This window comes from Methylobacterium sp. J-070, assembly GCF_022829385.1.
Lineage (GTDB): Bacteria > Pseudomonadota > Alphaproteobacteria > Rhizobiales > Beijerinckiaceae > Methylobacterium.
Genome location: NZ_JAKSXX010000235.1, coordinates 45,281 through 69,436 on the forward strand (window position 1 = coordinate 45,281; position 24,156 = coordinate 69,436).

Consider the following 24,156-nt stretch of genomic DNA (forward strand, 5'->3'; position numbering starts at 1 on the left):
AGTATGTACATTCGCGTCAGATCAGGCTTCGGCAGCCGCAGCGGCGTTCGGGTGTAGCAAGGCCATCTCATCGCGTCGGCGCATCAGCAGCGGCAGGTCTGGCCAGTCGCGCCATTGCAAGGTGAACTCCCCACCCGGCTTCGAGGCGACGACCACCGCCTCGTACCAGCCATCCTTTTCGCCCTCGGTGATCAGGACCAAACTGCCGATCGCAATACCAGCCCAGCTGCGCGGATATCGGGGATCCACGGAGCCTGACCCGCCAGGGCAGCCCTCGTCGCCGTCAGCGGGCTTCACCGGGGTTTGGGCGACCACTCTGATGCTGGAGGTAGTCGAATTCTTCGACCCGTCGGCGAGTGTCTGCAGACGCTCATAGACCTCCTTGGCGACGAACGGCACAAACGCGCGACCTGAGCTGAATACCCGGCCCTGCGGCAGGTCGGCGACTGCCGAACGTTGAGCGTCGTCGCATAGCACGAGGGCGCGGAACCCGATCGTCGCGGCAGCCTTCGTAGCGAGGCTCACGTCCGGGGTAGGAAACCAAGCTGCGTGAGGCTTGCCGCTCTTGTCGGCGCCGAACACGACGAGGGCGGGAATCGGCTTGGCGAGCGGGCTCTCGGCGGGAGTGAGTGCGCCTTTGTTTTTTGTAGCGGTAGTTGCAGTCATAATGAGCTCCAGAAAAGCGAAGGGGGTCTCGGATGAGACCCCCTTGGGATGGTTGCGGATGGCTGAGGCCGATGCGGAAGGCCGGGCGGCGGCGCTCGGCGGTTCGGCTTCAGCGTGGGTGCTGGGTGCCTCATGGCTGGCCTCGATGAAGGCCACAAAGTGATGGCCCATACCCTAGTTATCAGATTATATTCCTATTCGTCAAGTTGAGTTCATTTGGTGTGTCACGTCAACGGGCGATGCTAATAGTTGCCAATTGACGCCGAGCCTGCCTGTAACGCACTTGGTGCTCGGGGACGTACGTTTGTCGGCCATTTGACCGGTCCCGATTGCGGCGCGCTTGGCATTGGGAGCCAATCGGCATCCGTGTCACTTCTATGACTAAGCCGGGCGCACCTCGTCGTTCGCCATGCGAGGGAGATGGACCGATGGATCGTGAGCGCGACCGCGACGTGGCTGAGGATCTGATCGAAGACGCCCGCAAGCAGACGGGCAACAGTGAAAAGACTGAACGGCCGGGTCAGGGCACCGAGCAGCCGGGCGGTGATGATCCCGCCAAGACACCGAAGGACTGACGGCGCTCAGGCATCGTCCCTCTGCCGGTCCCCTCAAGCTCGACGTCGTGCGGCTATCTTTCGCGTCGTCGGTGCTGCCCCACCCCGCCGCTTGCCGCGCCCGGCAGGCTCCCTGGTTTTGGCCGCGCCGGAACTCAGCGTCTCCGATCCTCTCTGCGGCCGCGTGGCGTGCGCGTCGAGGAAGCGCCGGCAAGCGTCGAAGTCGGTCTCAGCCTCCGGCGGGCAGGTGATGCCGCGCTGCTCGGCCAAGCTGCGCGCGTAGCTGAGCATCGCCGCGCTTGGGGTCCGACGGTCGCCAGATTGGTCGGCGTTGCCCTCTTGAGGTGCGCGCGGCCCGGCGTGGGTGGCGAGAAAAGCCCGACAGACGCTGATGCTGCTCTTGCAACCGCGCGGCAGCGTTGCACCCTTCCGCTCGGCCAAACTGACCGCGAACGACAGCATGGCCGGCGTCGGCGGTCGATTGTCCGCCTGACCGGGCGGGATCAGGCTCGGATCGAGGCTGACGACGGGCGAGTTCGAGATAGCGGCGATCAGCTCATCCAGGCGCGCGCGTGCGTTGCCGGAAGGCGTCGGCGCGCTCGATGGCCTCGGCCCGCGTAGCCGCGCGACCGATCTCGGCCAGTTCCGCCTCAAACAGGGCGCGTCCGACCGGGTCGCCGTAGGCCGGGAACACGCGGCGCACCGCCGTCATGAAGGCCCGCCCGATTTCCGTGACCTCGATCGCCGGATCCTTGCCGCTGGCCAGAGTAATGTACCGGCTCTTCAGGAGCTTGGGCAGGATCGTGTCGCGGGTGGCGGCCGTGCCGAGGCCCTTGGGTTCGTTCGGATTGACCGGGTTCTCCAGGGCGCGCTTAACCACTGGATCATCGACCTGGTCGATCAGCCGACCCATAACCACCGGCAGCTCGCCGCGGGTGAACCGCCGCGGCGGCTCGGTCATCGCGGTGGCGACATTCGCGCCCATGGCCGATGCGCCTTCGCCATCGTTCACGAGTGGCAGGCGCGCGGACGTGGCCTCGGCCTCGCGCTTGGCCTTGCCGGGCACGACGTCCGCTTCGAGTTCGGCCTCGCTACCGTAGATCGCGCGCCAGCCAGGGGCCCGGATGACGCTGCCCGACAGCGCAAACCGCTTCGCGCTCAACGGCGTCCCGACCTCGGCCATCACGCTCGTGCGGGCATCGATGCCGTCGGGCAGGTGGGCGGCGAGAAAGGCTTTCGCGACGAGTTCCCACAGTTTGAACTGGTCGGCTGAGAGGCGGCTGCGTTCCGGCACCTTGCGCAGGGGCACGATGGCGTGGTGCTCACCCGGGTCCTTGACGTAGTGGCCCTTCGCCCCGCGTCGGATCAGGGGCGCCTCGCCCCCTGGGACGACATCGCGCAGATCGGTCAGTACGGTCGCGATGGCGTCAACGATCGCGGCGGCATCACTCACCTGTCCTTCCGGCAGGTACTCGGACTCGGTGCGCGGGTAGCTGAGGTAGCCCTGATCGTACAGCTCCTGGGCGAGACCGGCCGTGTGCTGCGGATCCCAGCCGAACCGCTTGGCGCAGCGCCGCGCCAGTGTGTCCTTCGAGAACAGACGAGGGGGTGCGCGCCGCACGTCCTTGTGCTCGACCGCCAGGGGGCCCGACCACGCCGCGGCGGCCGTTCGGATCGTCTCGGCGATGGCCGCGTCGAAGATCCGTTCCTTGGGGGCATGCCACAGGGTCAGCGCGGCACCGGACTGGGTGCCGAGGTGCAGCGCGACCTTGAAGAAATCCTGCGGCACGAAGGAGCGGATGCGCTCCTCTAGATCGGCCAGGATGGCGAGGGTCGGCGTCTGTACGCCACCGAAGCGCCAGGGCTCCCGGAAGGCGGGAGGGCGCAGGCGCAGCGAGATGGCCCGCGTGCCGTTCAGGCCGAGGTGGTAGTCCTCGTACTGGCGGCAGAGTGCTTCGAGGTAGGCGGCGTAGTCGCGCTCGCCGGAGCCGGGCTCCTTGGCCAGGGCCGCGAAGGCGCGGCGGATCGAGACATCGTCGAGCGCGCCGAGCTTGAGCCGATCGACGCGGCCGCGCCAGCCGAGGTGCTCCAGCACCTCCCAGGCGATCATCGAGCCCTCGCGCCCTGGGTCGGTGGCGATGATCACGCGCTCGACGCCGCTCAGCGCTTGCCGGATGGCGGCGATCTTCGGTTCGTGCGACTGGCCGGACCGGTTCGTGCCGCAGCTGACCGGGATCGTGGCGAGCTTGATCGGCAGCGCGTCGAAGCGCCAGGGCTTCCACTCAGGCCGGATGCTACCCGGCTCCTCGGCAGACAGCAGGTGTCCCTCGGCGGCCACGCAGACGGTGTTCGGTGAACGGAAGAAGCGCTGCAGCTGCCGCATCGCCGAGGGCTTCTCGAAGAAGAACAGCGTGCGGCCGGAACTCGAAGGTGACATGTCGCTGCCCGCGGAGGCGCCCGCTGCGCGCGGCAGCATGTTCGTATTTTGTTCCAAAATGGCTTCGCATGCAATCTGGCCAAACGTGGGAAAGCCGTGACGAACTCCCGGAAATCGATCTCGTAAAACGTCATTGGCGATCAACATGATCGCCGAATTTGAAGATAAATAATCTCAAATACGCGGATCGACTCACCGGAGATCGACACGCTACTCACTCGTCTCATCCGTGAAATCAACAAGCTTCCCCAGATGGAGGCTGTCGCGCTGATCTCAGCGATCATGAGGCTGCTCGCTGGGCGACTCCACAGCATGGGCGTCGAGGTTGAGCTATCAACCAAAACTCCTAACACTTAGTATCGACTAAGTTCGGACTGCATGGATCGACTGGCTCGTGCAGTCCTTCTTTGAAAGGTCACTTGACAAATTAATACTGCCAATTCGCCCGAGGGGCGGTGCCTATAGCTTCGAACTCTGCAACTTCGTGGCGCTTGAGCGCCGATCCAAAATGAACCTCGTTGGTGATCTGTTCTCGCGTGAGGCCCTCTGAGCGCGGGATGAGATCGGGCTTTCAATCGATGAATATACAATAAACACGCTTGCCAATACACATTCCTCGAGGGGTCTTGATCGTGAGTTTTTTTTGCTTTCCGTTTTCTGTTCTAATTTTCCCATCCTGATTTAGAGCGTGGATGATCGTTTCGTGATCATGGAATTCTGCTCGGAGACGGTCTCCTGGGATGAGTAACTCGGTGCGTCCCTTGTGATGTCTGAGAAACCCCGCGCAAGACTCGAAAACCTTGATTTGTACGGGCTTGATTGGGTCGGGCAATTCGATGAGCCCGTCCCGATGCTGCTCGACATAGGATCGAACGCGTCCGATCGGTGAGATCGAGGCGGCGAGGCCGCCAGCCCCCGTGAGCGGCAAGATTGCGTCGATCATCGCCGTCGGCGAGCCCCATGCCTCCCGGAACACGCCCCATGCACTGGCGAGACCGCTCGCAGCCGCTACTAGGGCTAGCGTCTTCTTCACGCGAGCCGAACCGGGAACGTCAGCCAGGGCTTGCCGAGCACGAGCGATGTCCCTCGCTATACGGCGCTGAAGGCGATCCTCATCACGATTGGCTCTTTGAACCAGCTTGGCCACGAATTTTCGAGCCGGCGTGCCCCAGCATTCGTCAGCAGCGGCCTGCATCGCCTCGATGGCGTCTCGAGCGCTCGCGTAACCCGGAGGCACCGTGTCGAGCACGCCGTACGGCCGATCGGGCGCGAGCATGATCGTGATCAGACGCGAATGCATCGCGCGGATCCTGGCATTCTCTCCATTGACCAAATCTTTGAGCGGGATATTGGTAGTGCTCAGGATAGCGAGACTCGCGGTTTCCAGTGCGGTTGGATCGCCCATACGCCGCTTGCCGCGATTCGAGCTATTCTTGAAGATTAAATCCTGCAGAAAATCAGAGCGCTGACCGGCCGATGAGCCGACCAAATTGGCCTCGTCGAAGAATACGACGCTGTCGCTACGGAAAGACTTTACTTCATCAAAAGAGTTGAATGTGGCGTCAAGGCTCTCCCCACCCCCTACGTCACTGTCGGGGTCGCCAGCCCAGACCGAAGACGCCAGCACGCCGATCGCGGATTTACCCGTTTCCTGATCACCGACTAATTCGGCTTGCGGATTTAGTTGGCCGCGGGCGATGAAGCGGAGCAATGGGCCTACGAGGGCGAAGGCTAGCGCGAAGTGAGCGAGGGCTTGCTGCCGGACGAAGGGATCAACTCTCTTCTGCCAATCCGCCAGGGTGCCCCGGGGCTTGAACCGTCGGTCCGGTTCGAAAGCGAAGATGATCTCCCGGCCATCGCCTTTCGGAGAGATGACCGAACCGTCGCCGAATACGAAGTGGTTTTCAAGCCAGCCTGGGCGTGTGGCGACCAGTGCGTCACGGAAGGTGGCATGATCTTCGATCTCCTGTTTAAACGCGGTTTGGGATCGCGGCGTCAATACGCGCGCGTTGATCGCGGCGAGGCGACCGAATACCCGTGCCTGTGCCGTAACAAGGTCGGCCACCGCGAACCAGATAGAGCGCTTGTCGGTCCCATAGCGAAACCAGTTTGCGCCATGCTGATCTTGAACGGCATCGAGAATGCGCGGACCGCTGTGCACCGGGGTGTATTTTGTCCTGACTAGATCGGGACGCTGACGGGGGCCTTTAGGATCACGGGATCGCCGCTGACGAGCCGGGCGCTTCCGGATGGACGAAGTCATCTCGTATCTTTCCTGCCCGTTTTTGTGTTGCTTAGACTGTCCCACCGACCCACCTGTCCCACCTTTTGCGGCGCCCGCGTGTTAATTGGTATGCGTGCGTGGTGCAGTGTTGCTGCCGCTGCCCTCGAAATCTCCCCCCTCATCCTCCGCGTTGCCCTCAACCGACCCCTCGACGCCCTCAAACCGCCCGTTGAGAGCCTCTGGCGGCCATCCGCCAATTTCACGCCCTCGACCCTCGACGACTGTGCCCGCCGTCACGGCGCACGAGTCGCAGCCCGTCGCGCCCGCGAACGAGGCGCATACCGTGTAGGATCAGGCGGCGCTGCAGGGGCCAGCGATCGAGGAACAGCGCGGCTTCTACGGCCGCCCCGGCCGGCAGGGCTTGGGGCCGTGTGTTTGCTCGGCCAGTGGCGTCGATGAAACCGGAGCGTTTGTAGAACGCCGGTTTCAGCGCGTAGCTGAACACCTTTGCTCGCCCTGCCCTACTGACTTTCTGGAAATGGAAAGGCCGCGGAGCGGACGGCTCGCCGCGGCAGCGGGCTCGGATCGCTGCCCGCAGAAGCTTCGAATCCGCCGCCTCGATCAGCAGGTACAGATGGACCACCCAAACCGGCGTGCCGTTCTCGAAGGTGTTCAGGGAAACATCGACGCCCCCGAACGCCGTGATGCCCGGCAGGGCGCGTTGTAGGGCCCGCAGGCGGCTCGCGATGAACCGCCTGAGGTCGAACCCCGCCAGGCCCCCGAGCGGGATCACGCCGCCCCGTGGGACCCACGAGATCCGCAGCAGGGGGCGATCCTTCGGAAGGCCCACATTAGCTGCCCGGATCAGGATCTTGCGCTCCTTGCGCTGGCACACCCGGCAAGCCCCGGAGCCGCACCGCCGGTCCCGGAAGCATGCCCCCAAGCGTTTCGACAGTTCGGAGGCCCCTGGAACGTGGCTGCGCCCGAGCTGGCCGGCGAGGGTTTCCCGCTCGAGTTTGGCCGCTGGAAAGGTCTCGAAATCGGGCGGCAAGCGGAAGCGATCACCCATCAATCCTGCCCCTTTCAACACGTTCAAGGGTTTTTACGAGGGTTATTGCGGGTGGAGGCTGGGATCATGAGAGCCTCCTGTCGCTGATTTACTGCACATGTCGCTGCGGATGCGCTTCAATGTATTGATTGAGAGCGCGGACGACGTTGGGGACGATCACCTCCTGCGGAACGTTGAGCAGCCAGCCTGAATCGTAATCGAATCGGTCGAATATCACCGACTGCCAGCCGCGGTTGCTGACACTGCGATCCCAGCCAATGATCGAAATTTGCTGGTTGAGAGTGTCTCCGCCACCATCGGAGTATATCCGGCAGCTGAAAACCTGGATGCGCCTTAAATAGCGTACCGAGAGATAGACATAGTGCCGGTGGGATTGCACCCACACGTCAATCGCCTCGCTCGCTACGAATGCGCCGCGAATGCTGTCTCGATCATACTTGAGGTGTCCATACCTCAAGACGGCACCCATTAAGCGCGGCAATATCACGGCGAGAGCGGCTTCCCGATTACGCCCCATCGCGACAGCCTTTTTTTGTATATCATTGAGACGCGCGCTTATCGACATGAGTGCTCCAAACCACAACAAGGACCAGACGCGATTGGATATTGACTGCAGATCTATTTGTTCAAGCAAATTTCTATGCTTCGATCGGATTTAATTTCAATGTTAAGTCTGGATGTATTATGACATGTTTGCAAATTAATTAGCATAGAATTTTGAACTGACTTTGATTTACTGATTTTGTTATCTACATATTGACTTTCGACTATCGTAGCATCCGGCTGTAGGAATAATTCGTCAGATTTACTGATACCTTTGAGCAGCTGATCCACAGTTCGCGTGCTAGCATGCGAATTAGTTGTGCTGCGGGCCGCCTGCCACCAAGCCTCAGTCAGTCGTGTGACTGGACATGGAAGATCGAACTGCCAACCCCGCGTGATCACGCGATGCAGTCCCTCAAGCATTCTGTTGAGGACGCCAGGCATCTCGTTCGCATAAATCTCCGGAAAGAGGTTGTTATTGACCTCACCGTCGCCGAAATGCCGCTCGAACGGCAGCACGATCAGCCGGCGGCGAAATCCCCGCTCCCCATCGACGAGGCGCGGCACGTGATTGGTTACGATAAGAGGAACAGCGCTTGACCTGAAGGTGATGGGCTCGCGGAATTTGCGGTCGCCCGTCATGGTGGTGGCTTCGGCCATCTGCTTGAGAAGACCGTCTGGCAGGGTGGTGCCAGCAGCCATGTCGGGATCGAGAAACAGCGCCTTATCGGCCAAGCTGGCAACGACGAAGCGGCTGCCGGTGAGATCCCCGACCGGCATCGCCATCACCCGCGAACTACCGAGGACGCGGACGAGGGTCTCGGCCAACGCGCTCTTGCCATCCTGTCCTCGACCGAGGGCGACGATGATCAATGCTCGACGGCGGAGTGGCTGGATCAGGTATCCGGTGATCTCGTGCCAAAGCGCGATGAGGGCGGCGGGGTCGGTCGAAGCCGAGAAGATCTCCGCCAATGCGCGATCGTAACGCGGACAGCGCGCATCAGGGTCGTAAGCGATCGGGAGGCAGTAACGCAAATCCGATCTGGGATCGTGAGGCTGCGGTGTGGTCTTCCCCGTCGCATCAAACCACAACTCGCAGTTCGCCATGTTGATGATTGGAGGCGACTCAGTCTCGCGATCGCGGACCGGGCTTGCGCTCGCGTGGCGCAAGATCGTGATGAGCTCGCGAATCTGTGCGGGAACTCGCTGGCGCGTTGAGCCGCCGCGTAGGATGTAGGGAAGCACAATCCGACCGAGTTGTTCTTCAGACAAGCGTACCCAGTGTGTTCCTCCGAACCACTCAAACGCGCCGTCAGTGAAGGTCAGGTGGGCACCGCCCGCGAACTCGGCGTCGAGCACGATCTGCGTGAGGTCAACTATCGAGTTCAATGCTGCCTGGTGGGACGACGATACCAATAGTCGCGGCGTATCGACGACCAACCGCTTTGGGTCAGCGCGCTTAATGAACGGTTCGCTGATGGGATACTTCGTCATGGCCCGCCCGACAGCAGTTGCGAACACGGGCTCTCTGCGGACCGTCACTAGAACGATCTGTCAGCAACCCGCACAGCCGAGGCGAACCTCGACCCAAGAATGCATTGCTATCGGCTCGCCAGCGCCTCCAGACCGGAGCTCATGTGCGTGACGGGCTACTACAAGATTTAGCGCGCCCCTTTGGCTTTGGCAAGCGGAGGCCCAAGTTCTTATGGCTACGCTTTCCCTAGAAGACGGTAGAAGTGTTGATGTTCGACCGGCATTCGGCCAACCTGACCAATGCCGAGCTCAACCAGGAGGCCGCGAACTCGCAGGCACTGTCGACGCGTCAGTCGATGGGCATCTCGGCGCTCTCCCTAGCCAATGCCGCGCAGGTGGGTATGCTCCAGTTCCTGCGGTAACCATCAGCATCGTCGATGACGCGGCGGCCGAGTAGGCGCCCACCCGACGCGCTCGCCGACAAAGGTTCTCATGGCTGAGCTTACAACACCAACCGCGTCAGTCCGCAGGCTGCCAGCGCCTTCACCAGCATTGTGAAGCCGACGAGCGAGCCAGCCCTCTACTCCTCCCAGTTGACCTCAAACCGCCCCTCGTCAGCCTCAAATCAACCCAAGATCGCTTCAACTGCCACATCCTCCACCCGCCCCCAGCACGAATAAATATTGCGACCTCATCGCCGGGGTGCCGCCGTTTCGTGGGGACCAACTGCCCTGCAGGAGAACCAAATCGGCAAAGCGCTGGCGGTCGAGCCAGAGGTGAACCTGAGTGGCGAAGGGCTCGGGGATCCGGTGGTGTTCCCGCAGCCGCTTGGGTTTGCCGTCGATCAGCACCACCGGCTTGCCGGGCCAGTACGCCTTCGCAAGATAGAAAAACTGCCGGATCCGATCGCGAACTCGTTCACGTCGCACTGGGGAGGCCCTTGAAGCCGATTTCACGTAGCTCTGGATCTTCGACGCGCGCAGCCCCGCCGCCATCGCAGCTGCCTTAGCCACCGTCGTGACGACGTGGAAGTGAATCTGGTAGATCCCGCTGCGGGGCTCGTACTCACCGTGCAGCACCGCGAATAGGGGGCCTGGGATCGCGCTCACCCCCGCCCGGTTCAGATGCTGGAGGAACTGCCGCTTCAGCTGTGCGGCGGTGACCGTGTCGAGCGTTGCCGGACTGTAGGCCCAGCCCGCGTAGATCACCGTGACGGTGCGAAGCGCGTCGTCGGCAAAAGGTGCGAATGCATCGAGCAGATGGCTGTTCAGACCGATCCGGATGTTGCGCATCTTCAAAGATGAGGCCAGGGTCATCGGCGAGAACGGGTTCGTTAGGCCGGCCTCGAGCCGCGTGGCGAGGTCGCTGGCGGCGTTCCGATCGATCGCCGGCGGCATCACCCTGGGGACATGCTGTTTGGCCACCCAGAGGCGGTCCTTCAGGTTCAACCAGCCGGTCGGACCGGGCGTGCTGAGGACCCGGCGGATCCGTCGGGCCCGCAGGGCATCCTCCCTCCGGGATTTTTCCTCGGTCTCAAACTGAAATTCAACTATTGGCGGTGGAGCGTCCGTCATATCAATTCACTTCAAAGTCTATCAAATTGCAGGATTATAGATTTAGAACTTAGCAACTCAAGCATATCGGTTTATACAATTGAATTTTACGTGACGGATCGTACCCGCTGTTTGGCCGCTCGGAGCCCTTGATCAAACGTGGCCGGCATCTGAGGCGCCAGCGATGTCGTTTCCGAGTTTCGTCAGGTCGCCCGTGGCCTTTGCCTGCGCGATGGAAGCGCAGAGCTCGCCAGCCTGATGGTCCTCGATCACCACCCGGACCGCCTCTTTCCGCTTCCCGTCGACGAGCACCGCCACCTGAACCTCGTAGACCGGCGTCTTCGGGGTTTGGTCGCCCTCGAACTCGTCTGGGGCCGTGGCCTTCAGCGCGGCTCGGATCTTCTTCGCCTGGACCTCGGCATCGGCCAGGTCGATCCCGCTGGCCCACTCGCGGTAGCGCTCGACCGTCACCCCTTCCGCTTGGGCAACCACGAGGAGCGAGGCGAGGGCAGAACAAGCCTTCCGCTGCTCGGTCGTCCCAGGCTTGGCCGTGAGTTGGACAGCGAGGAGCTCGGGCTTCTTGGGCGAGGGTGCCCGCTGCCGCAGGTCCGGCGGGAAGCGATCGATCGCCAGTTTGATCGCCGCGTCGCCGCCCGCCCGCAGGGCCTTGAGCAGCTCATAGGCTGTCCCGGTCATCTCGACTCGCTGGTCCCGGCGGTTCGCGAAGAAGCCCGTCCCATCGAAACCCACGCTCCGCTCGATGGCCTCGACCAGGGCTGGCGGAACGGGCGCCTCGGGAGTCGGTTCAGCGTCGGTTGTTTCGGTCTCCACGAAACAGGGAGGGTTCAACGGCCGCTCGGCTAAATCCGTCTCCGCGAAATTACTTTGTCCCGCCTGGGTCGTCGATGCCGTTTCGGGCAGAGCGTAACAGGAAGTTAATAACGGACCTTTCCCAAGACGCTTGGGTGAACTCTGTTCAGCTTGGGCGGCGCTATTCCCACCCGCCAACGGCGGAGGTTTCCGGCTCTTTGTCGTCTCGACGAGAACCGTCTTGTTACAAAGCTTGTGGCGCGATGAAGATCGAGACATCTCAACGTCCCCGATCGCTGGTGCTGGTGCGAAGGCTAGCGTTCTCATCTGCGATCACGTCTGAAAGACGGTAGCGAACCGACCCGTTCAGCTTCAAGAATACGACACCAATACCGCTAACGCGATGATTGCGGAGGGTTTTGACCGACTTTTGTTGCCGCCGGGCCAGGTCCCACTCGGTTAGCAGGACCTCGTTGGCACCACAAACAGTGCAGATGTTCCGCTCCGTGAGCGCCGAAACCGGATCACCTAACGGGTCATCGCAAGACAATACTGTCTTTGCGCGTGAGCGCGATCCAATTGTAGTATGCTTGTTCATCACCGCCCGCCCGATCACAGTTGCAAAGGCAAGCGGGCACCTGACCGTCAGGAACGACGATCAGCTACATACTCACCAAGCCGAGAAGAGCCTCGGCGGCAAAAATCGCTGTGAATCGGCCAACTCGCGCTCTCCTCACGGGAGCGTTTCAGCGCTGCAGGCTGCGGTTACCGTAGGGGAGCAATTTCAGCACGGCAACTACAAATCGTCCGTCGAACAGCTACGCTTTGCTCATGAGCCGGTTGAGATGCTCGCCGATCAGTTCGTTGGCGGCCTTGAGTGGATCGGCAGCGAGATGGGCATAGCGAGCCGTGGTCGCCGCCTGGGTATGCCCGAGGAGGGCGCCGATCATCGGTAACCCGAGACCAGCGCCAGCCCCGATCGAGGCGAAGGAGTGCCGGAGATCATGCAGTCTGACGTCGTCGAGGCCGGCCTGCGCCCGAACGCACCGCGACGGTTTCTCCAGGTTGACGAGGTGCGCGCCGATCTTCTGCCCGACGATGACAAACGGGTTGTCGAGCGCCCGGGGCAGCGAGGCCAAGATTCTAAGCGCCGGTTCACTCAGGTGGATCTCCTTCGCCCCGGTCTTGCTGTCGGGCAAGCTCAGGCACGCCCGCTCGCGGTCGACCCAGCCCCAGCGAAGGGTCAGGATCTCGCTGAGCCGTGCGCCTGTGAGCAGCAGCAGGCGGATCGCCGCCAAGGGGTAAAGCGAGACACCGCCGTCACGCTCGAAATTATCGAGGGCTGCCCCGAGCCGCTGCAGCTCAACCGCCGAGAGATACCGCCGGCGCTTCTTCTCGCCGAACCGCTCGATCCCGAGGCAAGGGTTGCGCTCACCGCGCCGGCCCGACCACGCGAACATCTTCGAGAGGAGGGCTAGGGTCCGATTGGCTTGGTAGGGGGTCGCCCGATACTCGACGTGAAGGCGGCGCACGTCCTCGTGCGTGACGTCCTCCGCCCGGCGTCGTCCGAGATACGGCTTGACGATGCGGTTCACGAGCCGCTCATACTCGCGGTGCGTGCTGCCCTTGTTCTTGGCCGCCACGTGCTCGCCGAGGAACAGGTCGGCCAACTCAGCGACGGTCGGGGCGACGCGATCAGTCACCTTCTTCCTGGCCGGATCCTCGCCTGCGGCGACCAGCCCGAGCAAGCGTTTCGCCTCGCGTCGAGCCTGATCGGCGCTCCAAGGCGAGCCGTGCTTGCCGATGGTGAACCAGCGCTGCTGGCCGTGGAGACGGTATTTCAGACCGTAGACTCGATCGCGACGCTGGCAGCGCACGCCGAACCCTTTGAGTTCGGCGTCCCAAAGGGTTTGCCCTGGGAGGATCATCTCGACGGCGGTTTTGGTGATGCGCTTGGCGTCTGGCATGGCTGGTAGCTAGGGCCCGAACTAGCAACCATCCTAGCGGGACGAGTGGGTCTCGCCAAGGTAAAAACGGGTAATCAGATCCCAGAGCGCGAGTAACAGCGGGTCTATCGGGAATGAGGCGGGACACAAAAACTTCAAACTCTTAATCAGCGGGTCCTAGGTTCGAACCCTAGTGCGCCCACCAAGCCTGACAGGCATCTGGCAGTCCGTCGCCGGGCCGCAGCGAATTCCAAGCAAGCCGATAGTATCCGCGACTGAGATCGTCGTGCGTCAGGGCGGTAGGACCCACCTCCGACCGGGTGCACGCGCGCTCGAACGCGGAGCGGGCCGCCCGTCCCTTCGCAGGCGGCGTCCTCGCGGCGTCAGGAACTGACGACCGTCGCGCGGTGATTCCCGACGCGGCGTGGCCGAGGGTTCGAGATCGAGCGCAAGCTGTCCGGCGCCTATGCCGGCAACGCGACGCCCCGTCTCGCCGCGCAGACCGATGTCCGGGAACACCGGTCCGATCCCCCCGCGATCCGTAGCGGGAGCAATCCTTTCGTCCTGCCGGCGCGGCCTGCGGAGGCGCTTCGAGCACCCGCAGCGTTTTCGGCATTCCACGCATGCTCCAGCCGCCGCGGAGTTGGTGGGCAGCACCCGATTTGCACGATAGCGCACGTCATCCGGCTTCCCCGCAGGCTTGCTCTCGGCAAGACTGCAGCGGAACAGCGATGACAATAGATCCGATGGTTCTCCTCACCGCGCCGCAGAGATCGCAACGGGCCGCGGGCCTAGTCATCCGGCATCGCTGCGGCAACGTCGAAGATCGCGTCGGGAGGCGGCTCCGCGGCGCCGGCCACGTCCGCGTACCGGCTGCGGTAGGCACTCGGATCTGTCCCGTAGGCGGCCGTGAAAGCGTGCGAGAAGTAGCTTCGGCTGGCGTATCCGACACTGGCGGCGATGACCTTCACCGGCATGGGCGACGTCGTCAGCAACCGTGCCGCGAGGCGCATCCGGACCCGGTGCAGGTACGCGATCGGCCCCTCGCCGAAGGTGGCGGAGAACTGCTCGGCGAAGGCGGACCGGCTCATCCCGCACAGCGCGGCGAGGCTGTCCACCGTGTGAGAGGTGCCCGGGGCGTCGAGGAGCGCCGCGACGGCGGGCACGAGCCGCGGATCGCGCAACGCTTCGAAGATGGGCGATTGCGTGCCGCGCTCCCTGAGATGGACCCGCAGCAGGATCGCGAGACACTGCTTCATCAGGGCGCTCGTCACATCCTGCGTGCCGAGCCCGGGCTGGACCAGTTCCTCGATCATGAAGGCGAAGGCGTGCCGCAGCCGGCCGTCGTCCGAGAGGTCCTCCACCAGCGCGCCGTGCAGGCGGTCGAAGAGGCCGAGCGCGCCGGCGTACCGCGCCGAGATCGCGCCGCAGGCCAGCAGGATGTCGCGGCTTCCGTCGCCGGCCGTGAGCGCGACGAGGCCATCGGGCCGCACCCGGAGGGCGTCGCCGGCTGTAACCGCATGACGAGCCCCCGCGAAACCAAGTGAGTGAGGAACGCCGCGCGGTGGGATCACCATGCAGTTCGGCCCGAAGGAAATCGGCGACTGGTCACCGACCACAATCGTGCCGGTGCCCGCGAGGACGTAATGGATGAGCAGTGCGTCATCCAGACCTTGCTTGTGCAACCTCCAGCCAGACTGGATCTCGCACAGGGCGAAAGCGTGAACCTCGACCGCCAAGGTCGAGAGCAGATTTGCCAATATGGTCTTCGACATCTTACCTTTCGGAATGAGCCTCGAAAATATCGGTGAAGACCGGCGCTGAGCGGCAAGATCGATCAGGGGTTTGCATCATGGTTCGGCATGAGCTCGGGATATCTGACGGCCGCGCGGATGCCGGCCGGACGCCTGATCGTCGTCGGTCCGGACATCGGTGATGTCGGAGTCGCCGGGCGCAGCGAGAACCGTGCCGCCGCAGCCTAAGGCCCTGCTCGGCCGGCTGCATCCCTGGCCGGTGCGGATCATGCACTGGACGAACGCCGCCGCGATGGTCGTGCTGATCGGCTCCGGCTGGGGTATCTACGACGATTCCGTGATCCTCCACGGCGTCTATTTTCCCAAGGCGATCCGGATCGGTTCCTGGGCGGCCGAGAGCCTGCTCTGGCACTTCGCCGCCATGTGGGTGCTGGCCGCCAACGGCGCCGCGTACCTGATCTACGGTCTCGCGACCGGACGCCTGCGCGAGCGCCTCTTGCCGATCCGCCCCCGCGATATCGTCCTGACGGTGCGCGACACGCTGCGGCTCAAGCTCGCGCACGAGGACCTGACGACCTACAACGCGGTCCAGAAGATCCTCTACATCGTGGCGATCCTGGCCGGCATCAGCCAGGTCGTCAGCGGCCTGGCGATCTGGAAGCCGGTCCAGTTCTCCGGCCTCGTCGCCCTCCTCGGCGGCTTCCAGGGTGCGCGCCTCGTCCACTTCGCCGGCATGGCAATCCTGGTCGGGTTCCTGGCCATCCACGTCGCGCTCGCGCTGCTGGTGCCGCGGACGCTGTGGGCGATGCTGACCGGAGGCCCAGTGCGCCGGCCATCGTCGCCCGGGCCGCTGAAGGAGGCTGTCCGATGAGGTCGCCCTTCCGCCCCAGCGTGGTGCCGGATGCCGGCATCCTCGATGACCATCGCCCGCTGGTCAGGCAGATCGAGCGTCGCGGTCTCCTGCGCGGAGGGCTGTCGCTAGGCGCGCTCACGATGCTGACCGGCTGCGACGTGACCGACACCAGCGCGGTCGGGCGGGCGCTCCGGGCCGTCTCGGACTTCAACGACGGCGTCCAGGCCGCCCTGTTCGATCCTCAGAAGCTCGCGCCCGAATACCCGGCCTCGCAGGTGCTGAAGCCGCCGCGCTTCAACGCCTATTACGACGTCGAGGACGTGAAGCCGGTCGATGGCGACGCCTGGCGGCTCGAACTCGGCGGCCTCGTCTCCGACAAGAGATCCTGGACGCGTCGCCAGATCGCGGATCTGCCCGAGCGCGAGATCATCGTCCGCCACGTCTGCGTGGAGGGCTGGGACTACATCGGGCAGTGGTCGGGCGTGCCCCTGCGCGCCTTCCTGGAGCGGATCGGCGCCGATCTCACCGCCAAGTACGTCGCCTTCAGGACCGCGGACGACTACCCGAGCAGCATCGACATGGCCAGCGCGCTGCACCCCCAGACGTTGCTCGCCACCCGATACGCCGGCGAGACCCTGCCGGACCCGTACGGCTATCCGCTGCGCCTGCGCACCGCGGTCAAGCTCGGCTACAAGAATCCGAAATGGATCACGGCGATCGAAGTCACCAATGCCTATCCCGGTGGCTATTGGGAGCGCCGGGGCTTCAACTGGTTCGCCGGCCTGTGACGGCGCGCGCGCGTGCCGCCCACCTGCTCGCCCTGGTGCTCGCCACCTCGGCGCAGGCGCAGACGGCGGGCCCATCGCCGGCCCCGGACCACATGCCGAAGCCCGGTATGACCGCCCCCGAGATGGCCGGGCGCGCGGCGAACCGCTTTCCCCAGCCGGTGCGCGTCGGCGATCTCGCCGGGCGCCTGCTGCTCCAGCCGGAGGAGGCACAGCCCGTCCTCGCCCGCGTGACGGGGCTGGTCCGCGGCGCCGACGGCGGGCCCGCATTGGTCGTGCGCCTCGACGGCACGCTGGGGCTGGGCTGGCTCGGCCTGAGATGGGTCGACTGGCGCGGTTTCGGATCGCGCTCGGTGGCCGTGCCCGCCGAGGCGGTGGCGGTCCTTGGCGAGCACGTCGCCCTCATGGGGCTGACGCCCGAGCGCCTGCACGCCTTGCCGACCTTCACGCCCGGCTCCGCCCCCGAGATCCCGCCGGACGAGACGATCCGCCTCGGCATCGTCCGGCCCTTCCACTGAGCAGCGCAGGAACTCCGGAGATGGCACGAGGCGCGAATTCCGGGACAGCCGCGACCTGCGCGATCGGCGTGATGGCCAAGGCGCCGCAGAGCGGCCGCTCCAAGACGCGGCTGTGCCCGCCGCTCACCCCCGATCAGGCCGCGACCCTGAGCGCCGCCTTCCTGCGCGACACGACCGGCAACATCCGGGAAGCGGCGCGCTCCGCGCCCATCGCCGCCTACGCGGCTTTCGCGCCGCCGGGCGCCGAGACGATGATCGCCCCCCACCTCGCGCCCGGGACGGAGCTCCTGCTGGCGGACGGAAGCCGTCCGGTCCCCGGGGGCGTCGAGGGCTTCGGCCGCTGCCTGCTTCAGGCTCTCGAAGCCATGCTCGACCGTGGCCACCCGGCGGCCTGCGTGCTCAGCTCCGACGTCCCGACGCTGCCGACGCGCCTGCTGGTCGAGGCGGCCCGGATTCTGCTCGCACCGGGCGAGCGGGGCGTGCTCGGCGCCTGCGACGACGGCGGCTACTACATCCTCGGCCTGAAGCGGGCCCATGCCCGCCTGTTCGCCGACATCGCGTGGAGCACCGACACCGTCGCCGCCGCGACCCGGGCCCGGGCCCGGGACATCGCCCTCGATCTCGTCGCGCTCGAGCCCTGGTACGACGTGGACGACGCGGCCGCGCTGGCGCGTCTCGCGACCGAGACCGCCGGCTCCGCGGCCCCGGCGACCCGCGCCGTCCTGGCCCGTCTCGCGCGTGGTTCCGAAGCGGTGTCGGCGTGATCCGGCTCCTCGCCGGCCCGTCCGGCCGCCTCACGCTGCTCGGCCTGCTGCTGGCAGCCATCAACATCGGCGCCCTGGCGATCCACATCCCGGGTGCCGACACCGTCGGCTCTGCGGCCCGTGCCAACGTCTTCGTCGGCGTGATCGCCATCGGCCTCGTCGTCTACCTGGTCGCCGTGCGCCTCGTGCTGCGGGAGCGGCTCCCGCGCCCGGCGCTCTGGACGATCCTCGGCATCGCCGTGGCGATGCGCGCCGCGCTGCTGCCGGAGCCGCCGTTTCTCTCGAGCGACCTCTACCGCTACGTCTGGGACGGACAGGTTCAGGCCGCCGGCATCAACCCCTACCGCTACATCCCGGCCGACCCGGCCCTGGAGCGCCTGCGCGACCCCGCGGTCTACCCGCTGATCAACCGTAAGGATTACGCCCGGACGATCTACCCGCCCGCGGCCCAGCTGATCTTCGCCGCCGTCGGGCAGGTGTCGCGCAGCGTCATCGGGATGAAACTCGCGATGCTGGGCTTCGAGGCCCTGGGCATGCTGGCGATGCTCGCCGTCCTGCGCGGCGCCGGCCTGCCTCCGGCCCGGATCCTGATCTACGCCTGGAACCCGCTGGCCCTGTGGTCCTTCGCGTGCGACGGGCACGTCGACGCCGTGGCGATCGGGCTCCTCGGCCTGGCCCTGCTGGCCCGCACCCGTCGCCGCGAAGGCCTCGCCGGCGCGCTGCTCGGGGCCGCGACGCTGGTGAAGGTGCTGCCCCTAGCGGTCGCGCCCGCATTCGTGCGCGGGGGGCGCCTGTGGCTGCCGATGCTCGCCGGCTCGGCGGTGATCGCCGTCCTATACCTGGCCTATCTCGACGCCGGCTGGGGTGTCTTCGGGTTCGCCGGGGCCTACGGCGCCGAGGAGGGATACGACACCGGGGCCGGCTACTGGCTGCTCGCGGGGCTCGGCCATCTCGGCCTCGCCCCGTCGAGCCTGCTGCGGACCTACCTGATCTGCGCCGGCCTCACGCTCGCCGCCCTCGCGCTCCGGATCGCCTTCGGCCGCAACCGGCAGACGGAGCCCGACGCCGCCGCGCTGTGCCACGGCGCGGCGATCCTGGCCGCGGCCGCGACCTGCGCGGCCAGCCCGCACTACGCTTGGTACTATGCCTGGCTGGCGCTGCCCGCCGTGGTCGCGCCGGTCCCGGCAGCGATCTGGCTCGGCTCGGCGCCGATCCTGTTCCTGATCGACCCGTTCAACGACCGGTTCCTGTGGCCGTCGCTGGTCTTCGCGCCCGCGATTTTCCTGACCGTCCGCGCGCTCTGGCAGAGCCGGGCTGCCGCCACGGCCGCCCTTTCAGAAGGAACCGTCTGATGTCGGCATCCGCCACGCTCAAGGATCCGCGCCGCTATTTCGAGGAGGTCGGCGCCGATCGTGCGTCCGAGGCCTCGGGCCCACCGGTCTGCCTCTATCTGGAAGTCACGAACCGCTGCAATCTGCTCTGCGAGACGTGCCCGCGCACCTTCGAGACCCTGGAGCCCCCGGCCGACATGAGCTGGGCGCTGTTCACGCGCATCGTCGACCAGGTGCCGGACGTCGCCCGCGTCGTGCTGCACGGGGTCGGCGAGCCGATGCTGGTGAAGGCGTTGCCGCGCATGGTCCGCTACCTGAAGGACCGCGGCACCTACGTCCTGTTCAACACCAACGGCACCCTGATGCAGCCGCGGCGCTTCCAGGAGCTGATCGACACCGGCCTCGACGAACTGCGCGTCTCCCTCGATGCCGCCGATCGGGACTCATACCTGAAGGTGCGCGGCAAGGACTATTTCGACCGCATCGTGCGCGACGTCGGCAAATTTGTCGCCTACCAGAAGTCGACGGGCGCCACGACGCCGCGCGTCTCGCTGTGGCTGACCGGCCTCAAGGAGACCGTGGACCAGCTGCCCGCCTTCGTGAGGCTGGCGGCCGAGATGGGCGTCACCGAGGTGCATCTTCAGCGTCTCGTGTTCGACGAGGCCGGTTACGGCATGGCCCGCGCCGACCTGTCGCTCTTCGAGAGCACCCGGGCCGACGAGACTGCCGCCATCGTCGAGGCCGAAGCGGTGGGCCGCGCGCTGGGGGTGACGCTCGATGCCTCCGGCGCCACCGAACCCGGGGTCAGCCTGAGGAAGCAGGACGACCGGGCCTGGACGACCTGCCGCCGTCCCTGGTCGCTGATGTACGTCACCGCCCACGGCCGGGCGCTGCCCTGCTGCATCGCGCCGTTCTCGATGCGGGGCTACGGCAACTACACGCTGGGCGATGCCACCCAGGCGACGCTCCGGGAGATCTGGAACGGCGCGGCCTATCGCGACTTCCGCACGGCGCTCCTCTCCGACGCGCCACCGGGCCCGTGCCGGAACTGCGGTCTGCGGTGGAGCCTCTGACCCGATGCACCCGGCGAGCATCGTCATCCCGACCCTGAACGAGGCCGAGGCGATCGGTTCGGTGATCCGCGAGATCCCGGCGGCCTACGCGTCGGACGTCATCGTCGCCGACAGCGGATCGACCGACGGCACTCAGGACATCGCCCGGGCCGCCGGCGCCCGGGTCATCGACGCCGGTCGCGGCTATGGCCGCGCCTGCGCGGCGGGGGCGGCCGCGGCGGCTCCCGGCAGCCGCGTCATCGTCTTCCTGGACGGGGACGGCGCCGACCGGGGCGATCTCGTGGACGCGATCGCCGGTCCGGTCCTGGCCGGAACGCATGATTTCGTCATCGCCTCGCGCACCCGCGGCGCGCGCGCGCCGGGCTCGATGCTGTGGCACCAAGTGCTCGCCGGCTGGCTCGTCGGCCTCGGCATCGGCCTGCGTTACGGCATCTCCTACAGCGACATGTGCGCCTACCGGGCCATCGACCGGTCGGCGCTGGAGCGCCTGGCGATGCGGGAGATGACCTACGGCTGGAACATCGAGATGCAGATGCAGGCCGCGCGGGCCCGCTTGCGCATCCGGGAGGTGCCGATGCCCTACCGATGCCGGCTGGGAGGCTCGTCGAAGGTCGCGGGATCGCTCGGGGGCACGCTGCGGGCCGCCACACGGATCGGCGCGACCTACCTGCGCGTCGCCGCCACGCCGACACCGGGCGCTTGAGGACGGCCATGGCACTCGACACGGATGCGGCCATGACCGGATGCGCGGGCGACCTGCCCGGCGGACGCGCCGTGGACGACCCGCGCGGGCCTGGGCTTGCGCCGTCCGGGTCCTTCCCCCTGGCGGCATACCTGACCCGCTGGGCCGCCTGCACGCACCACGACCTCGCGGCCTCCGACGCGCAGACGCTTCCGCTCGCGGCGCTGCTGCGCCTGGCGAGCCCCGAGGACCTTCAGCGCTGGCGCACAGTCAAACTGGGCTATGCCGATCCGCGCGGCGCCTCCTGGATGCGCGCGGCCGTCGCCGCCCGCTATGCCGGCCTGGCCCAGGACGACGTGCTGCTCAGTGCCGGCGTCCAGGAAGCGGTCGCCTGCGTCCTGCGCGCGCTGTTGGCCCCCGACGACCACGCGGTCGCGGTGGTTCCGATCTATCAACCCTCGGAGATGGCCGTGACGGGCCTCTGCGCCGCGAGCGGGGTGCCCCTCGACCCCGACCGAGGCTGGAGCCTCGACCTCGACCGCCTCGCCGCCGCGATCCGCCCGAAGACGCGGCTGGTGCTGGTGAACTTCCCCAACAGCCCGACCGGCGCGACCCTGGATCGCGCGTCGCTGGCCGACCTGATCGCCCTGTGCCGCCGGCACGGGCTCTGGCTGGTGAACGACGAGGTCTACCGCCAGACCGACGTCGATCCGGAGCGCGCGGTGCCGCCCGTGGTCGACCTGTACGAGCGCGGGATCTCGATCAACGGATTGTCGAAGGGGTTCGGGCTGCCGGGCCTGCGCGTCGGCTGGGTCGCGTGCCGCGACCGCGGTGTTCTGGACAGGATCCTGGACGTCAAGAGTCTGCTGTCGAGCTGCCTCGCCGGCCCGAGCGAGATCCTGGCGCACATCGCCGTGCGGGCCGAGGCGCGCCTCACGGGCCGGGCGCGGGCGATCGGCCGGCGCAACCACGGCCGCCTGCGCAGCTTGCTCGACCGCCATCCGGCTCTGTTCGAGCCGGACGAACCGCGGAATCTGGCCTTCGCGTTTCCCCGTTTCCGCGGGCCGGCCGGTGCGACGGCGTTCGCGCGGGCGGTGGCGTCCGATGTCGGCCTCCTGGTGCTGCCCTCGGTCCTGTGGCGCTCGTCGCTGGCGCCGCTGCCCGAGGACCACCTGCGCCTCGGCATGGGCCGACACGGCTGCGGCCCGGCCCTCGCGATCCTGGACGAGTACCTTCACCGGCTCGGCCCCCGATGAAAGTCGCCGCGTCCTCGTGCACGTGCGCCCGGTCCAGGGCCGGAACCCGCTCGTCCAGCGCCTCAGAACACGCGGCGGAGGATGAAGAACAGCGTGCCGGCGATCAGGATGGCGGCCGGGAGCGTCATGATCCAGGCAAGCGCCATGTTGCGCACGGTGGACGCCTGGAGGCCGGAGCCGTTGGCCGCCATGGTCCCGGCGACGCCCGAGGACAGGATGTGTGTGGTCGAGACCGGCAGGCCGTAGAGCTCGGCGAGCCCGATCGTGCCGGCGGCCACGATCTCGGCCGAGGCGCCCTGCGCGTAGGTCAGGTGGGTCTTGCCGATCTTCTCGCCCACCGTCACCACGATGCGCTTCCAGCCGACCATGGTGCCGAGCCCAAGCGCCAGGGCGACGCAGACCTTCACCCAGCCCGGGATGTAGCGGGTCCCGTCGTTGAGCAGCTCGGTGTAGCCCTTGAGGGTCTTGGTCTCGGCCTCCGAGAAGGTGGCGCCGGTCTTCGGCAGCAGCCGGATCGCGTCGGCGGCGAGGTACATGTCGTTGCGCACGTTCGACGTCGCCCCGGCCGGGACCTGCTGGAGCGAGCCGTAGTTCTTCACCGACGTCGCGATGTCGGTGGAGAGCGCGGCGAGGGCCCCGTAGACCTCAGGCTTGTTGAGCTCCTTGGCCTTCAACGCCTCGGCGACCATCTTGCGGGCCTGGGCCGCTTCGGGGCGTGATTCACGGCCGGCATGGCCGGCGAACACGGCGCTGGCGGCCTGCGAGGTCTGCACGAAGGCCGGGGTCGCGTCGGCGTTCATGGTGCGGTTGAGCGCGTAGGCGGTGGGGGCGGCGCCGATCAGGATCAGCATGATCAGGCCCATGCCCTTCTGGCCGTCGTTGCCGCCGTGGAAGAACGACACCAGCGTGCAGGTCAGGATCAGCAGGCCGCGGATCCACAGGGGCGGGGGCGCGTCGCCCTTCGGCGCCTCGTAGAGGTCCTTGCGCCGCACGGTGAACTTCAGCGCCAGCAGCAGCAGCGCCGCCATCACGAAGCCGCAGATCGGGCTGAAGGCCAGCGCCTTGAACACGCCGAGCGCCTGGTTCCAATCGACGCCCGAGGTCCCGTCCTGGCCCCCCATGAGCTGGTTGGCGAGGCCGACGCCGAGCACCGAGCCGATCAGCGCGTGGGACGAGGAGTTGGGCAGGCCGAAGGCCCAGGTTCCGAGATTCCAGATGATCGCCGCCAGCAGCAGGGCGAAGATCATCGCGTATCCCGCCCCCGAGCCGACCTGAAGGATCAGTTCGACGGGCAGCAGCGTCACGATGGCGTAGGCCACGGCCCCCGACGAGAGCATCACGCCGAGAAAGTTGAAGGCGCCCGACCAGATCACCGCCACGAGCGGCGGCATCGAGTGGGTGTAGATCACGGTGGCCACCGCGTTGGCGGTGTCGTGGAAGCCGTTCACGAACTCGAAGCCCAGCGCGATCAGAAGGGCGAGACCGAGCAGGACGAAGGCGCCGACAGCCAGAGGTTCCTGATGAACGGCGTTCATGTCGGCGACCAGGCTCACCACCGCGTAGCCGAGGCCGGCCACGAGGACGAGCAGGAAGGCGATGATGCCGCCGGGATGCATGCCGCGGTCGAGCTTGGGCTTCCCCGCTTGTGGCGGAGCCCCCGTCGCGAGGCCGGTAGGGGCTGTGACGGCATCGGACATGGGGGCCACCGCGTGCGTGAAGCGCTGAGCAGGGGCGTTAGGATCCCGACATGACGATGCCGTGACAGTGCTTCCGCCAGGCGGTCAATTTTTCGGTATCGACAGGACGTCGATCGATTGTCTCCGAACGGGATTCATCTGTTATTGCGCGCCTCAGCGGCGTTTATG

Annotated in this window: 21 protein-coding genes and 1 pseudogene; 10 read left to right on the top strand and 12 right to left on the bottom strand. The window is 66.1% G+C overall.

From position 1 onward, the window contains the following. Nucleotides 1-21 precede the first annotated feature (21 nt). Nucleotides 22-837 carry a hypothetical protein gene (locus MKL01_RS25095; RefSeq protein ID WP_243907885.1) on the bottom strand — a complete coding sequence of 272 codons (816 nt, stop codon included), beginning with the start codon at nucleotides 835-837 and terminating at the stop codon, nucleotides 22-24. Between the two features lie 257 nt (nucleotides 838-1,094). Here MKL01_RS25095 and MKL01_RS25100 point away from each other — a divergent pair, with 257 nt between their 5' ends. Continuing rightward, nucleotides 1,095-1,241, top strand: a complete 147-nt coding sequence (locus tag MKL01_RS25100; protein WP_243907886.1) for a hypothetical protein — start codon at nucleotides 1,095-1,097, stop codon at nucleotides 1,239-1,241. 33 nt (nucleotides 1,242-1,274) lie between these two features. Here the strand turns inward: MKL01_RS25100 and MKL01_RS25105 are convergent, their stop codons facing one another. From MKL01_RS25105 to MKL01_RS25130, 6 genes are all read right to left on the bottom strand, one after another. Further along, a complete protein-coding gene (locus MKL01_RS25105) occupies nucleotides 1,275-1,682 on the bottom strand; it encodes a hypothetical protein (protein WP_243907887.1) in 408 nt (135 codons plus the stop codon). Between the two features lie 94 nt (nucleotides 1,683-1,776). Then, nucleotides 1,777-3,801 carry a type IA DNA topoisomerase gene (locus MKL01_RS25110; RefSeq protein WP_243907888.1) on the bottom strand — a complete coding sequence of 675 codons (2,025 nt, stop codon included), beginning with the start codon at nucleotides 3,799-3,801 and terminating at the stop codon, nucleotides 1,777-1,779. A 427-nt stretch (nucleotides 3,802-4,228) separates the two neighbouring features. After that, nucleotides 4,229-5,818: a DUF927 domain-containing protein gene (locus MKL01_RS25115; RefSeq protein WP_243907889.1), complete on the bottom strand. Its 1,590-nt coding sequence runs from the start codon at nucleotides 5,816-5,818 to the stop codon at nucleotides 4,229-4,231. 322 nt (nucleotides 5,819-6,140) lie between these two features. Further along, a complete protein-coding gene (locus MKL01_RS25120; RefSeq protein ID WP_243907890.1) occupies nucleotides 6,141-6,950 on the bottom strand; it encodes a hypothetical protein in 810 nt (269 codons plus the stop codon). Between the two features lie 88 nt (nucleotides 6,951-7,038). Next, on the bottom strand, nucleotides 7,039-7,515 hold the full coding sequence (locus MKL01_RS25125; protein ID WP_243907891.1) for a hypothetical protein: 477 nt from the start codon (nucleotides 7,513-7,515) through the stop codon (nucleotides 7,039-7,041). Between the two features lie 53 nt (nucleotides 7,516-7,568). After that, the gene (locus tag MKL01_RS25130) at nucleotides 7,569-8,987 is read right to left on the bottom strand and encodes a DUF5906 domain-containing protein (protein WP_243907892.1); all 1,419 of its coding nucleotides are present in this window, start codon (nucleotides 8,985-8,987) and stop codon (nucleotides 7,569-7,571) included. 263 nt (nucleotides 8,988-9,250) lie between these two features. Here MKL01_RS25130 and MKL01_RS25135 point away from each other — a divergent pair. After that, nucleotides 9,251-9,388, top strand: a pseudogene (locus MKL01_RS25135) (flagellar protein); the annotation flags it as partial. Between the two features lie 219 nt (nucleotides 9,389-9,607). Here MKL01_RS25135 and MKL01_RS25140 read toward each other — a convergent pair. The 4 genes from MKL01_RS25140 to MKL01_RS25155 form a co-directional block, all read right to left on the bottom strand. Next, nucleotides 9,608-10,414 (bottom strand): hypothetical protein, encoded by an 807-nt coding sequence (locus MKL01_RS25140; RefSeq protein ID WP_243907893.1) that lies wholly within the window; start codon nucleotides 10,412-10,414, stop codon nucleotides 9,608-9,610. A 258-nt stretch (nucleotides 10,415-10,672) separates the two neighbouring features. Then, complete coding sequence (locus MKL01_RS25145) at nucleotides 10,673-11,608, bottom strand: hypothetical protein (RefSeq protein ID WP_243907894.1); 936 nt, start codon at nucleotides 11,606-11,608, stop codon at nucleotides 10,673-10,675. A gap of 539 nt (nucleotides 11,609-12,147) precedes the next feature. Then, nucleotides 12,148-13,296: a tyrosine-type recombinase/integrase gene (locus MKL01_RS25150; RefSeq protein WP_243907895.1), complete on the bottom strand. Its 1,149-nt coding sequence runs from the start codon at nucleotides 13,294-13,296 to the stop codon at nucleotides 12,148-12,150. Between the two features lie 770 nt (nucleotides 13,297-14,066). Beyond that, the gene (locus MKL01_RS25155; protein ID WP_279604873.1) at nucleotides 14,067-15,050 is read right to left on the bottom strand and encodes an AraC family transcriptional regulator; all 984 of its coding nucleotides are present in this window, start codon (nucleotides 15,048-15,050) and stop codon (nucleotides 14,067-14,069) included. A 160-nt stretch (nucleotides 15,051-15,210) separates the two neighbouring features. On the opposite strand from MKL01_RS25155, the gene MKL01_RS25160 reads away from it, so the two are divergent. From MKL01_RS25160 to MKL01_RS25195, 8 genes are read left to right on the top strand one after another with little or no spacing between them, the layout of a single operon-like run. Further along, complete coding sequence (locus tag MKL01_RS25160) at nucleotides 15,211-15,900, top strand: cytochrome b/b6 domain-containing protein (RefSeq protein ID WP_243907897.1); 690 nt, start codon at nucleotides 15,211-15,213, stop codon at nucleotides 15,898-15,900. Next, nucleotides 15,897-16,670 carry a molybdopterin-dependent oxidoreductase gene (locus MKL01_RS25165; protein WP_243907898.1) on the top strand — a complete coding sequence of 258 codons (774 nt, stop codon included), beginning with the start codon at nucleotides 15,897-15,899 and terminating at the stop codon, nucleotides 16,668-16,670. The genes MKL01_RS25160 and MKL01_RS25165 overlap by 4 nt, the downstream gene beginning before the upstream one ends. Further along, nucleotides 16,667-17,185, top strand: a complete 519-nt coding sequence (locus MKL01_RS25170) for a hypothetical protein (protein ID WP_243907899.1) — start codon at nucleotides 16,667-16,669, stop codon at nucleotides 17,183-17,185. The genes MKL01_RS25165 and MKL01_RS25170 overlap by 4 nt, the downstream gene beginning before the upstream one ends. 20 nt (nucleotides 17,186-17,205) lie before the next feature. After that, on the top strand, nucleotides 17,206-17,949 hold the full coding sequence (locus MKL01_RS25175; RefSeq protein WP_243907900.1) for a DUF2064 domain-containing protein: 744 nt from the start codon (nucleotides 17,206-17,208) through the stop codon (nucleotides 17,947-17,949). Then, the gene (locus MKL01_RS25180) at nucleotides 17,946-19,301 is read left to right on the top strand and encodes a glycosyltransferase 87 family protein (RefSeq protein ID WP_243907901.1); all 1,356 of its coding nucleotides are present in this window, start codon (nucleotides 17,946-17,948) and stop codon (nucleotides 19,299-19,301) included. The genes MKL01_RS25175 and MKL01_RS25180 overlap by 4 nt, the downstream gene beginning before the upstream one ends. Continuing rightward, nucleotides 19,301-20,353: a radical SAM protein gene (locus tag MKL01_RS25185; protein WP_243907902.1), complete on the top strand. Its 1,053-nt coding sequence runs from the start codon at nucleotides 19,301-19,303 to the stop codon at nucleotides 20,351-20,353. Before MKL01_RS25180 ends, MKL01_RS25185 begins: the two co-directional genes overlap by 1 nt. A 4-nt stretch (nucleotides 20,354-20,357) precedes the next feature. After that, complete coding sequence (locus tag MKL01_RS25190; RefSeq protein WP_243907903.1) at nucleotides 20,358-21,056, top strand: glycosyltransferase family 2 protein; 699 nt, start codon at nucleotides 20,358-20,360, stop codon at nucleotides 21,054-21,056. Between the two features lie 8 nt (nucleotides 21,057-21,064). Beyond that, nucleotides 21,065-22,291, top strand: coding sequence for a pyridoxal phosphate-dependent aminotransferase (locus MKL01_RS25195; protein ID WP_243907904.1), 1,227 nt, complete (start codon nucleotides 21,065-21,067; stop codon nucleotides 22,289-22,291). Between the two features lie 62 nt (nucleotides 22,292-22,353). Here the strand turns inward: MKL01_RS25195 and MKL01_RS25200 are convergent, their stop codons facing one another. Continuing rightward, nucleotides 22,354-23,988, bottom strand: a complete 1,635-nt coding sequence (locus MKL01_RS25200; RefSeq protein ID WP_243907905.1) for an inorganic phosphate transporter — start codon at nucleotides 23,986-23,988, stop codon at nucleotides 22,354-22,356. Nucleotides 23,989-24,156 lie beyond the last annotated feature (168 nt).